This is a genomic window from Paucilactobacillus kaifaensis (genome assembly GCF_005405145.1).
Classification (GTDB): domain Bacteria; phylum Bacillota; class Bacilli; order Lactobacillales; family Lactobacillaceae; genus Paucilactobacillus; species Paucilactobacillus kaifaensis.
Genome location: NZ_BJDM01000002.1, coordinates 138,040 through 150,567, shown reverse-complemented (window position 1 = coordinate 150,567; position 12,528 = coordinate 138,040). Strand labels below are relative to the sequence as shown.

The 12,528-nt window shown below is 38.4% G+C and carries 9 protein-coding genes; 5 read left to right on the top strand and 4 right to left on the bottom strand.

The features are described from left to right. The first annotated feature begins 139 nt into the window (after window positions 1–139). The 4 genes from FFM51_RS02255 (at window position 140) to FFM51_RS02240 (ending at window position 4,919) form a co-directional block, all read left to right on the top strand. Complete coding sequence (locus FFM51_RS02255) at window positions 140–1,624, top strand: ABC transporter substrate-binding protein/permease (RefSeq protein WP_137597045.1); 1,485 nt, start codon at window positions 140–142, stop codon at window positions 1,622–1,624. Window positions 1,625–1,809: 185 nt separating this feature from the next. Continuing rightward, complete coding sequence (locus FFM51_RS02250) at window positions 1,810–2,979, top strand: aminotransferase class I/II-fold pyridoxal phosphate-dependent enzyme (RefSeq protein WP_137597044.1); 1,170 nt, start codon at window positions 1,810–1,812, stop codon at window positions 2,977–2,979. Between the two features lie 8 nt (window positions 2,980–2,987). Beyond that, on the top strand, window positions 2,988–3,974 hold the full coding sequence (locus FFM51_RS02245) for a D-2-hydroxyacid dehydrogenase (protein ID WP_137597043.1): 987 nt from the start codon (window positions 2,988–2,990) through the stop codon (window positions 3,972–3,974). A 72-nt stretch (window positions 3,975–4,046) separates the two neighbouring features. Beyond that, the gene (locus FFM51_RS02240; protein ID WP_137597042.1) at window positions 4,047–4,919 is read left to right on the top strand and encodes a TSUP family transporter; all 873 of its coding nucleotides are present in this window, start codon (window positions 4,047–4,049) and stop codon (window positions 4,917–4,919) included. 198 nt (window positions 4,920–5,117) lie between these two features. Here the strand turns inward: FFM51_RS02240 and hflX are convergent, their stop codons facing one another. The 4 genes from hflX to FFM51_RS02220 form a co-directional block, all read right to left on the bottom strand. Continuing rightward, a complete protein-coding gene (gene hflX, locus FFM51_RS02235; RefSeq protein WP_137597041.1) occupies window positions 5,118–6,392 on the bottom strand; it encodes a GTPase HflX in 1,275 nt (424 codons plus the stop codon). A gap of 22 nt (window positions 6,393–6,414) precedes the next feature. Beyond that, window positions 6,415–7,074 carry a histidine phosphatase family protein gene (locus tag FFM51_RS02230; protein ID WP_137597040.1) on the bottom strand — a complete coding sequence of 220 codons (660 nt, stop codon included), beginning with the start codon at window positions 7,072–7,074 and terminating at the stop codon, window positions 6,415–6,417. A gap of 77 nt (window positions 7,075–7,151) precedes the next feature. Further along, window positions 7,152–9,020, bottom strand: a complete 1,869-nt coding sequence (locus FFM51_RS02225) for a cation:proton antiporter family protein (protein ID WP_137597039.1) — start codon at window positions 9,018–9,020, stop codon at window positions 7,152–7,154. Between the two features lie 199 nt (window positions 9,021–9,219). Further along, window positions 9,220–9,870: a VTT domain-containing protein gene (locus FFM51_RS02220; RefSeq protein ID WP_137597038.1), complete on the bottom strand. Its 651-nt coding sequence runs from the start codon at window positions 9,868–9,870 to the stop codon at window positions 9,220–9,222. A 187-nt stretch (window positions 9,871–10,057) separates the two neighbouring features. Here FFM51_RS02220 and helD point away from each other — a divergent pair, with 187 nt between their 5' ends. Further along, window positions 10,058–12,352, top strand: coding sequence for an RNA polymerase recycling motor HelD (helD, locus tag FFM51_RS02215; protein WP_137597037.1), 2,295 nt, complete (start codon window positions 10,058–10,060; stop codon window positions 12,350–12,352). Window positions 12,353–12,528: the final 176 nt, after the last annotated feature.

The following is a 12,528-nucleotide window of genomic DNA, read 5'->3' as shown; positions in this document are numbered from 1 at the left end:
AAGTCAATTCATTGATTAAGAGATAATAAACGTGTTCGCTGAGATATGTATCCAGGAATGAGTCGATAGTTACAATTATTAACTTAATCTATGAGGGATAAGCATCTGCGTCCATGTTTTATATATGAGGAGGAACAACATGAAAAAATTAATTCACTTATGGTTAGCAATTATTCTAGTAGTAACAAGTATGGCGGGGAGTCTGGCATTATTTGTTCCAAAAGACGTGCAGGCTGCCCCAACAGATCAATACTTACAAAATATCAAAAAGAAAGGGTATATTACCGTTGGATTGTCTGCCGACTATCCGCCTTATGAGTTTCACAAAACAATTAAAGGTCAAGATAAAATTGTTGGCTTCGATATTGATGTTGCCAAGAAGATCGCTAAAGACATGGGCGTTAAACTGAAGATAGACGAAATGCAATTTGATGGTTTATTGGGGGCATTAAAAACCGGTAAAATTGATATGATTATTTCGGGGATGTCAAAAACACCTGAACGGGCAAAAGAAGTTACTTTTTCCGACACATATCTTGCTGCCAAACAAAAAATTCTGATCCGTAAATCTGATGTTGATAAATATAAAACAACAATGGACTTCAACAATGTAAAAGTGGGTGCACAAAAACAAACCACACAAGAAGAGTTAGCTAAGACTCAGCTGGATGGTTCTAAAGTAACCTCATTAGCTAAATTTACTGATTTGGTGCTGCAATTAGAAAATAAAAAGATTGATGCAATTGTAGCTGAGGGACCAGTCGGACAAGCTTATGTTGATCAAAACAAAAGCTTAACAATGATTAATCCTGGGTTCACTAATTCAATTAAAAATACTGCAGTAGCCTTGCCCAAGGATTCGCCGGCTTTGACAGCACAAGTTAATAAATCGATTGGTGAAATTAAATCGCAAAAGTTAATGCCTAAGTATCAAAAAACAGCAAATAAATTAATGTTTTCAAAACAGAGTTTCTTTAAAGAGTATGGTAGTTATTACGTTAAAGGAGCCTGGTTCACAGTTGCGTTAGCATTTATTGGTGTGATTATTGGAACAGCCTTAGGAACATTACTAGCACTGATGCGTCGTAGTAAAATAAAGATATTCAAATGGTTAAGTGTGATTTACATTGAATACACTCGGGGAACACCATTATTGGTTCAGGTGTTTATTGTTTTCTTTGGTACTCAAGTAATTGGACTGCACGTGTCAGCATTTGTATCTAGTGCACTAGCCATGGGGTTAAACAGTGGAGCATATGTTGCTGAAATCATCCGTGGGGGCTTGAATTCTGTTGACACAGGTCAAAACGAGGCGGCACGGTCACTGGGACTTAACTCAGGACTATCAATGCGGTATGTGGTTTTACCACAAGCATTTAAAAATATTCTACCAGCTTTAGGAAATGAATTTATTGCCGTAATTAAGGAATCATCAATTGTATCGGTCGTTGGTGTGGGTGAATTAATGTTCCAAACGGGGGTCATTCAGGGGGCAAGTTTCAAACCATTCCTTCCATTAGTCTTTGCTTCACTAATATACTTTGTCCTAACATTTGGCTTATCAAGATTGCTAAGCTTGATTGAAAAGCGGTATAACTTAAGTAGTAAATCAAATATCGTGTAAAACACAGAGTGCGAACCAAGGCGATTAGATGTCGTAGATTAAGCTGGGAATGACGATTAATGAATCGATTTTTGATTATTGATCGTCATTCCCAGCTTAAGCCTAGACGCCTGCCTTGGTGAGCATGTTTGATCAAATCTAAAAACTAACTTTGTACTTTACTCAATTTTAAGGAGGTTATTATCTTGGATAGTTCGTATTTAACTAATCGTTATCAGCATCCAGCACCAAATATTCTAGCTGATATTGGGACTCTTGCTGCCACAACCAAAAATGCCATCGATTTATCAATTGGTGACCCAGATTTCACAACGCCACAGGCTGTAATTGAGGCTTCATTTCAAAAAACAAAACAAGGGATGACTCATTATACTGAAGCTAATGGGCTACCGGAACTTCGTCAAGCGATCGGAGATTACTACCAGTCAAAGTTTGATTTGTCGTTTGAATTGCCGCAAATCAGAGTGACAGTTGGTGCGTCACATGCTTTGTTTTTAGCGTTAGCAGTATTGCTTAATCCTGGGGATGAAGTGATTGTACCGCAACCTAGTTTTTCACCGTATCCAGAAGAAGTGAAGGCGGCTGGCGGCACGCCGATCATTTTAGCTAACCAAGCAGAAAACGGTTTTGCGATTGATCCGGCAGCTGTAGAGGCGTTAATCACACCTAAAACTAAGGCAGTAATAATTAATTCACCCAATAATCCAACGGGTAATGTTATGAGTAATGCGGCTGCACAGCAACTTGCTGAAATTGCTAAGCAACACCATATTTTTGTTTTAGCAGATGAAGTTTATTCAGATTATTTAATGCCTGGGCAGAAATTTGTACCATTTACAACTTTTGCTCCTGAAAATACAGTAACTTTGGGTAGTATGTCAAAAAGTTATGCGATGACGGGTTGGCGTGTTGGCTATTTGATTGGACCAGAATATTTAGTTACTGCAGCTAAACTGGTTAATGAAGGAATCACTTACTCAGCACCAACGCCATCACAAAATGCTGCGTTATATGCTATTAAGCATGCAGATGAGTTTATTCCTGGTTTTGCAGCTGAATTCATGCAGCGATTGACGTATATCAATGAACAAATTGAAGCGATTGATTGGCTTGGTACTAGCCCAATTGAAGGTGGCATTTACGCCTTTGTTGATATCCGTAAGACGGGGTTAGATTCAGTTACATTTGCAGAAAAATTATTGCAGCAAGCTGGTATTATTGTCGTGCCAGGGTTGGCTTTTGGTGAAGCTGGGGAAGGCTTCGTAAGAATAGCGGCCACTCAGCCACTGTCAGTTTTGCAGACTGCATTTGAGCGCATTAAACAATTAGATGTGAAACAGTTTATAGAGGAGTAACAAAAACGATGAAAATTATTATGTACAGTGTTTTAGCTGAAGAAAGACCGTATATTGAAGCTTGGGCACAAAAAAATGGGCATGAAGTTACACAGATAACCGATGATTTGACTCCTGCAACAGTTGAATTAGCAAATGGGTATGATGGTATTGATATCCAACAAACAATTCCTACTAAGGATCCAATTATTTATCAAAAATTAGCGTCATACGGAATCAAGCAAATTACAGCTCGAATGGTGGGTTATGAAATGCTTGATTTAGATTTGGCCACCCAGTACGGTTTGACAGTTACCAATATTCCGGCATATTCCCCTCGTGCCATTGCCGAACTAGGATTGACGCAAGCAATGCGTTTGATTCGCCAATTAGGGTATTTTGACCAACGAATGGAAAATGGTGATTTCACTTGGAACGGAATGATTAGTCGCGAAATTCATGACTTAACCGTGGGTGTGATTGGTGCCGGTCATATTGGTGGTGCCACAGCTCAGATATATACTGCCTTGGGAGCACATGTGATTGCTAATGATCCGGTACATAATGTTGAATTGGCACCATTTTTGGAATATGTTGACTTAGATACACTGTTAACTACTGCCGATATCGTTACAATTCACACACCCTTAACAGATGAGACTGAGAATATAATTAATGCAAAAACATTACAACAAATGAAAAAAACAGCATACTTCATCAACATGGCTCGGGGCGGCCTGGTGGATACACAAGCATTAATCGTAGCTTTGCAGCAACATGAGATTGCCGGAGCGGCGTTGGATACATTAGCAGATGAAAACCTCTTCTTTGAACATCAAGTAACGCCGGATCAGATTCCAGCTGATTATAAAATTTTAAAAGCAATGCCGAATGTCTTGATTTCACCACACTCAGCCTTTTTCACTAATACGGCAATTAAGAACATTGTTGAGATTGGATTAAATGATGTTGTTACAATTGTATCTGGTAAAAAGAGTGCGAATGCATTAAATTAAACTATTTTGATGGTGTTTTACGTTAAAATTTTGTAGACTGTTAGTTGGTAACTAAAATTTTGGAGTAAACACATGATTAGGTTAATTGTTGTTCTTTTAATTATTTGTATTGTCGGTCTGTTAGGCTTGATCGGGTATCAGTTACGGCAAACAGTGATAAAAGTTAATTGGCGTGATAATTTAGTTGGTGGCGGAATTGGATTAGTCACTGATTTTTTAGATACGTTAGGTATTGGTAGCTTTGTGACAACCACGACTTTATTTCAAGCGACTCATTATTTAGATGATGAGCGTAATTTGCCGGGCACAATGAATATTGCTCATGCAATTCCGACGATTACAGAAGCACTATTTTTTGTGACAGTTGTCAAAGTTGATACCATTACTTTAGTTAGCATGGTGGGTGCTGCGGTAGTTGGTGCACTGATTGGTAGTGAAGTGGTGGTTCGGCTCAATCAGGTGATGATTCAACGAATTATGGCAATTGCATTGATTGTCACATCAATTTTAATGGCGATTAATAAAATGGGTTGGGTCTCGATGATTGCGATTCATAACGATGCGATGGGATTAAGTGGTTGGCCACTAGTAATTGGAATTAGTGGTAACTTCATTTTAGGAATGTTAATGTCAGCTGGTGTTGGCCTATATGCACCATGCATGGTATTGGTTTATTTTCTTGGATTAAAGCCGATTGCGGCCTTTCCAATTATGATGCTATCGTGTGCATTGCTGATGCCGGCAGTTAGTTTAAACTTTATGCGAACAAAGCGATATTCATTAAAAGGAATTTTAGGATTTATTGTAGGTGGAGTGATTGGGGTAGTCATTGCGGCAACGTTAGTTAAAAGCCTTTCATTAGAAGTACTTGGTTGGTTAATTGTGGTCGTGAGTTGCTGGACTGCCTACCAATTATGGCGGAGTGCGGTTGTACAAAGTAGATAATGTGGTCATGCAACAAGATCAATTAAAATCATTATGATTGCGTTTAAGATCAGTTTATTTCCGCTCTGATTTGAAACGTGTTCGCAACTACAGGAATTTTTATGAAAAAATAAAATCCATAGTAGCCTTCTTTTTTGAAGGTCGCTATGGATTTTATCGTTACATTCCGACTTCTAATCGTAGTTACTTACACTGTGATTAAATAACATACTTTTTAAACCGTTGTAAATCAACTTTTGACAATTCAACAGTTAATTTAGTTCCGTCTTCAAGATATTCCGTCTTCATAATATTGGCTTGGTCATTTAAAAATGATACTACGTCGCCATCTGCAAAAGGAATAAGTAAATCTGCGGTTACATAATCTTTGAATAGATGCTGCCTAATTAAATCAACTAACATTTTCAATGACTTTGGATCTTGAGCGGACAAGACGATCTGGTCATCGCCTTCGAGTGCTGGAAAATCAATGGTCAACTTGTCGGCTTTATTGAAAACATTAATCATTGGAATATCTTTGATGCCAATTTCTGCTAAAGTATCGGCAGTTGTTTGCATCATTTCTTTGTAGTGCGAATCTGAATAATCAATGACTTGAATCAATAAATCAGCCTGGGAAGCCTCTGCGAGAGTCGATTTAAACGCTTCAACCAAATGAGTTGGTAACTGACTGACAAAACCAACTGTGTCACTTAGCAAGAATTGTTTATTATCAGGTAAAGTTAATTGACGCACACTAGTGTCCAGAGTGGCGAATAGCATGTCCTTTTCAAATACTTGTTTATCATCAGCAACTCCAAACATTTTAATCAAACCATTCATAATGGTTGATTTACCAGCATTTGTGTATCCCACCAGAGCAGCAGTGGGAATATCATTTTTATCACGTTGTGCTCTTCTAGTAATAGCAGATTTATCAATTTCTGCTAATTCGGCCCGTAAATGTGAAATCGAGTTTTTGATCGTTCGCCGGTTCATTTCGAGTTTTGTTTCACCAGCACCACGGTTCGTAAAACTACCACCACCGGCACCAGTTTGCTGATCTAAGCGTTGGTTAACACTTGTCCGTAATCGTGGTAGCCGATATTGTAGTTGGGCAATCTCAACTTGTAACTTGGCTTCTTTGGTTTGTGCTCGTTGAGCAAATATTTCTAAAATTAAAGCAGTTCGATCCATGATTTGGATTTTAGTTTGTTCCTCTAAATTGCGGATCTGACTGGGTGTGAGCTCATCATTGACGACAACAATAGCAACGGACTGTGCTGCAGCTAACTGAGCAAGTTCTTCCACTTTACCCTTACCAAAATAGGTTGCTGGGTTAGGACGCTCCAGATTTTGAATCATGGTATCAATTGCTGTCATGTGATTAGCAGTGACCAAGTTTTTGAGTTCGTCCATTGAGTAGTCAAAGTTAGCTTGGTTATTGTTTAATCCAGCAATGATCACTGGTTGTGTTTCTTGTGTATTATCCATGTAAAACTCCCTTCAGGTAAGGTTACATATCAGTAGGTAATGTTAATTTATTGAAGAAATCGATCTTGGTGCTCGTGTTAGTTAAAGATAGTTTGGTGATGCTACCGTTTTTAGGCGAATCGGTTGGGTTCATTTCCGGAGCAAAACGGCTGACAATGGAACGAATAGCAGTACCGTGAGAGACTACCAAAACGGTTGAACCATCTGGTTGCTGACGTAAGATATCGAATCCTGAGTCAAATCGTTGCCAAAATGCGTCATTACTTTCCGCATCACCATATGGGTCAGCATCATGGATCATATCACGTACTTTTTCGATCGATAGGCCAGCAATCATGGCTTCAAAGTTGTCCATTCCAAGTGGACGTCCCAAAAAATCCCAAGTGTGAGGACCATCAGCACCTTCAAAGTAGCCAAAGAATTCTTCTCTAAAAGCAGGTTCAATGATTGGCTCTGTCAGTGCAGACGAATTAGCAGCTAAGATTTTTTGGGCTGTAATGATTGCCCGACTGGAATCACTACTAAAAGCAGTATCAAAATTAATTTGTTTTAATGTTTCACCAGCGTGCTTTGCATCTTCAAGCCCCTTTTGTGTTAATGGTGCATCAGACCAACCTTGAATTCGATTATATAAGTTTAAGTATGTTTGTCCGTGGCGAACAAAGTAAACGGTAATAGCCATTTGAGTTAACACCTTTCAAAAATACAGAGTGATTACATAGTTAGTGTACCATAGTTGCCACAGCTAATAGTTAGAGATTAGTTTGAATTTAATCGGCCCAATGCTTCGCGAATCACCGGTGCACGATCTTTGTTACCAGTGAAAATAAGTCTGTCGTTTAACTGAATTAAGGTATCACCGGCTGGCTTAATAAATTTACCGTCTCTATAGATTTGACTGATTGTGATTTCAGCAATAAAAGGAAGGTCACGAATCGAGGTTCCGGTGTAGCGCCGATTATGCACAGTCACTTCATAAATAGCAGCCTCGGTATTTTGCAAGATTTGTAGCGTTGATGGAACCTCAATTAGGCTTCGCAGCAGGCTGATATTGGCTTCCGGTGTGTTATAAACTTCTACACCGGCGTTGACTAATTCATCTTCAGCCTCATTTTTTAAAATATTGCGATCTTCAAATCTAGCAATGACGCGTGGGACTCCAAATTCTTTTGCAGCTAATGCTAGGCGGTAGTTTTTCATTGCGTCAAAATGTCCCAACACCAAAATGTCGGCACTAAAGACTTTATGTTCAACTACTTCGTTTGTATCTAAACTGTCTAACAATTCAACATGCGTCTCGCTATTAAAGGCGCGGTAATTTTTTTCCTTATCTGTGAACATCGTAATATCATAACGATCTTTGGTAAGCTGTTGGGCAACTGGAATTGTGGCTGTATTAGTACCAATGAAATTAACCGTTGCTTTACGTTTATCCTCTGGTTCGGGTGTATAAAGACGATTGAACAATAATGGTGCAATCACACAGGTAATGACAGCCGATAAGATGAAAGCACCAGACTGTTGGCTGGTGATTGCATGCATGTTCTTAGCTACTTTTAACACAGCTAAAACAAGTGTAATTGTGGCCATATTTAGTGTGCCACCAGCTAAAGCATTCAGATGCTTGAATCGCTGTTTCAGCACAATGATGACTGCTAATTTAGCAATGATGTAGGCCACGAAAAATAATGGGATCAGAATTAATGTTTTGGGATCAGAAACTAGTTTTGGAATGTTTAATGTGACACCGCTCATGATAAAAAAGATGGGAATGAGTAAGCCATATCCAAATGAGTCTAACTTGTCGCGGGTATCCTCATGTGGTTGCAATAGTTTCAATACAATTCCGGCGATAAACGCACCCAAAATACTTTCGGCACCAACCGATTCAGCAATGGTAACGAGGGTAACTACTAAGAAAAAAGCTAGCCGAATATCTAATTGAGTTGTCGATTTATTGATTCGTTCAAAGAAACTAAAGAAAGATCTGAATCGTTGAAACAAAATCAAAGCGGCAAAGAAAATTAATGAAAGGAGCCAGAGCGAATGCTGGCTATTGCCAAATACTGATGCATAGATAGTGAGTGCCATCATCGGGACGACTTCGCCCAATACGGCAATTAGTAGTAATGTTTGACCGTAGGCTTTACTGAGTAGTTCACGTTCCTTTAAAGTTGCAATAACAACTCCTAGACTAATTGTGGAAAATAAGATAGCGGCCAACCAAACATCACTAAATAAGCCTGTAATTTTAAAACATAAAGCTAATAAAACAGACAGAATCATAATCGTAATATATGCTTCTGTTGCGATCTTAACAGGTGATTTAATTTTGGTGGCTGATAATGCGGCTTCCTTTTCAAAGTGGGTTCGAGGAACTGGACGTCGTTGAAATAATGAAAAATCAATTTCCATCCCACTTAAAAAAAGTAAAACGATAACGCCGATATCAGATAATAAGTTAAGCGGTTCAGATGCGTTAACAAGATGCAAACCACTTTGTCCCAAAATAATACCGGTAATAATTTCAATCACGGCAGTTGGTAAGGCGGTTAATTTGAATTTGGCCATTACGAGCGGAATTAGCAAAGCAGCAAATAAAACGATAACGAGTGATAGTTGAGTCATGTTGGTTAACTTCCTTTGGTTTATAAAAAAGTGTGAACTTGGCCGTTAAGATGCTGTAGGCTTAGCTCTAAGCATCTGGCCTAGTGAACACGTCTAATATAAAAGATATGATCTAAAAAGTATAGCTTTAAAAAATAAAAAAATAATCGCCACCAGTATAACAAAACTGACAGCGATTAGTTAAATATTTAGGTTGATGTTAGAGCATGTTTCTGGCAATGATGTGGCGGCGAATGACCTTAATTAGCCAAATAATTGATGCAGGTGCGACGGCGATTAATGCAATCCCAAGAATGATCAGCGATAAGTTCGTCTGTACAAAGGGAATTGTGCCAAAAAAGTAACCAAGAATACTACCTACGGTGACCCATAATGTTACCCCAATAAAGTTAGCTAACATGAACTTAGTCTGTTTAAACTTGGACGTTCCTGCTACCAGTGGAACAAAGGTCCGTACTAACGGGACAAAACGGCCAAAGACAACTGCCTTGATGCCGTGGCGTTGAAAAAATATTTCGGCGCGACGTAAGTTGTGGCCCGCAAAATGTTTTTTAAAAAAAGGCCATCTTAATAGGAAGTTACCAATATGAAAGTTAACCGTATCACCGATAAAGGCCGCCGAGAAGAAGACAAAAATCAATGTAAAAATATTTAGCTGTGATCCGGTCACTGCTGCGAGGGCACTGGTAACAAACACAAGCGATTCACCAGGTAGCCAAGGAAAAACAACTAAACCAGTTTCCATGAAGATCAAAACAAATAAAACGACATAGCTCCAAGGACCAAGCCAATTTAGTAGTGGTAAGATCAAGTCTTGAATATGAGTTAATGCATAAATTATTTGATCCATGGGCGACCTCCATTCTCTGTACTATTTTCATTTTAGGTTCTTTCCCACTAAAAGACTAGTTATTTGAATAACTTTTAACTTTTATTAAGTCAATTTTGGTAAAATCTTCAAAATTAGATTGGAATATATTTGGAGTGATATCTAGAACATGCTATAATTGTACAATTAATATGACGGAGGCAGACATTTGGCAGATTCAATTCGAGAATATGAACAACAACATTTAAACGAAGTGATTGACAAAGTTCGCACAGCCGAAAAAAAGGCACAGGGGAATGCTGATTCGGCACAAAAAGAAGTCAAAAACATTAATCAACAATTTGGAGATATTCACGTTAATAGTGACTCTTATTCAGGGTTGATGGACACAGCAATGTCAGTTCGTCAGCAGCAACAAATGTTGTCAGAACGAGAAAATAGTTGGCAACATGCTAACCGACAGTTGCAGACATTACAACGGCTTGAACGGACACCTTATTTTGCCCGAATTGATTTTCATGAGGAAGGCGAAAAAACGGCTGAGACTATTTATATTGGGTTAGCTTCATTTACAGATCGGCCGGACCACTTTTTAGTCTATGATTGGCGTGCACCAATTTCGAGTGTTTATTATGATGGTGGCTTAGGTGAGATTAGTTATCAGACCCCAGATGGAACACAAGAAGTAAACGTTAAATTAAAACGTCAATTTCAAATTAAAGATGGCGTGATCGTTACTATTTTTGATACTGATGAAACGGTTGGTGACCAAATGCTGTTAGAGGCGTTGGGCACCCATTCTGATACAAAAATGAAAAGTATCGTGGCTACCATTCAACAGGCTCAAAATAAAATTATTCGAAATACAACTTCAGATTTATTGTTTGTTCAAGGAGCTGCAGGTTCTGGTAAGACGGCTGCTGTTTTGCAACGAGTGGCGTGGTTATTGTATCGGTACCGAGGTAATTTGAATGCTGGACAAGTAATCTTGTTTTCACCAAACCAGTTATTCAATGATTATATCAATCAGGTTTTACCGGAACTAGGTGAACAAAATATGGTTCAGATGACCTACTTCCAGTATGCTAAGCGGCGGTTACCAAGTATTACAGTGCAATCACTCCAGGAACGGTTTGAATCACAGGAAGATCCGGCAACCAAACAGATTACTAAATTAAAAACTAGCTTGGAATTTTTCCATGCGACCAAGCGTTACAGTCGCCATCTAGAAAAAGAAGATATGCGGTTTAGAAACTTAATGTTTAATGGCAAGGTCTTTTTTGACCGCAAAAAAATTGAAGAAATTTACTATTCTTTCAATGCTAACTATCATCTAGGTAACCGACTGGATGCTACGAAACAAGAATTAGTTAAAATGCTCAATCGGCGTGTTAGTACAGAAATTCGGGCTAAATGGGTTGAACAACAGGTCCAGTCTCTTAATAAACAAGAACTTGATGATTTGTTTGGTGATCAGCCACGTGAGTTTGAATCTGCTGACAAGGAATTTAAATTTTTAGCACGTCAGATTGTTATTCAAGCCTTTAGACCTATTAAAAAGGCGATCGATCATAATCGATGGCTAAATATTAATGCTCAGTTTATTCACTTTATGAAGATGGCGCCTCATTTCGTTAAATTAAGCGATTACAACTTGACTAAAGAACAGTGGGATCAACAAACTGATGATACCTACGCCAAACTAAAAAATCGACAATTAGACGCTAATGATGTCACGGTGTATTTATATTTGTATGACTTGATCACTGGTAAAAAAGGTGAGCGAGATATGCGGTATGTATTTGTGGATGAAGTGCAAGACTATGATGCTTATCAATTGGCATACTTGCAGTTTAGCTTTCCTAAAGCTAAATTCACGCTGCTTGGTGATTTAAATCAGGCTATTTTTACTAAAGAAAACAGCAAAACATTGTTGAATCAATTGAGTACAATGTTTGAACCAGATAAAACGCAAGTGGTGCAATTGACCAAATCATATCGTTCAACAAAACAGATTACAGACTTTACAAAGCATTTGCTGACAAATGGTGAGGCGATTGAACCATTTGAACGGACGGGAGAATTGCCACAAGTTGTTATTAGTGAGAATAACCAGGCAGCGGTGGATACGTTAGTAGCAACGTTAGAACAATATGAAAGTGAACATGACACAACGGCAATTATTGGTAAAACTTTAGCTGATAGTGAAGCGTTGTATGAAGAATTGCAACAACGAGGTATTAAAACGACGCTGATTAGAACGGAAAATCAACGACTAGTCTCAGGCACAATTATTGTTCCGTCATTTCTAGCCAAAGGATTGGAATTCGATGCAGTTGTGGTTTGGGATGCTAATCAACAAAAGTATGCCCACGAAGATGAACGTCAGTTGTTATATACCGTCTGTTCACGAGCAATGCACGCATTAACGATTATTGGAATTAAAACAATAACACCATTGCTAGATCAGGTGCCAAAAAATGAATATAAAAAAATAGAGTGAAAATGACCGCGCTTAAAAGTCGTAGTCAAACACTAAAACAACCAATGCGATTGGAATTTTAATCGTGTTGGTTGTTTTAGTGTTTGACCTAGACTTTTGCGGTCATTTTCACGTTTTAGCGATAAATTATAACACAGGTTAATTGTTATTTTGATATTAAAGCTGAAGACATTGGT

Excerpts from the sequence above, each read along its gene's own strand:
- FFM51_RS02220 (WP_137597038.1), bottom strand. The coding sequence starts at position 9,870 with ATGGATCAAATAATTTATGCATTAACTCATATTCAAGACTTGATCTTA.
- FFM51_RS02240 (WP_137597042.1), top strand. The coding sequence starts at position 4,047 with ATGATTAGGTTAATTGTTGTTCTTTTAATTATTTGTATTGTCGGTCTG.
- FFM51_RS02225 (WP_137597039.1), bottom strand. The coding sequence starts at position 9,020 with ATGACTCAACTATCACTCGTTATCGTTTTATTTGCTGCTTTGCTAATT.
- FFM51_RS02255 (WP_137597045.1), top strand. The coding sequence starts at position 140 with ATGAAAAAATTAATTCACTTATGGTTAGCAATTATTCTAGTAGTAACA.
- hflX (WP_137597041.1), bottom strand. The coding sequence starts at position 6,392 with ATGGATAATACACAAGAAACACAACCAGTGATCATTGCTGGATTAAAC.
- FFM51_RS02230 (WP_137597040.1), bottom strand. The coding sequence starts at position 7,074 with ATGGCTATTACCGTTTACTTTGTTCGCCACGGACAAACATACTTAAAC.
- FFM51_RS02245 (WP_137597043.1), top strand. The coding sequence starts at position 2,988 with ATGAAAATTATTATGTACAGTGTTTTAGCTGAAGAAAGACCGTATATT.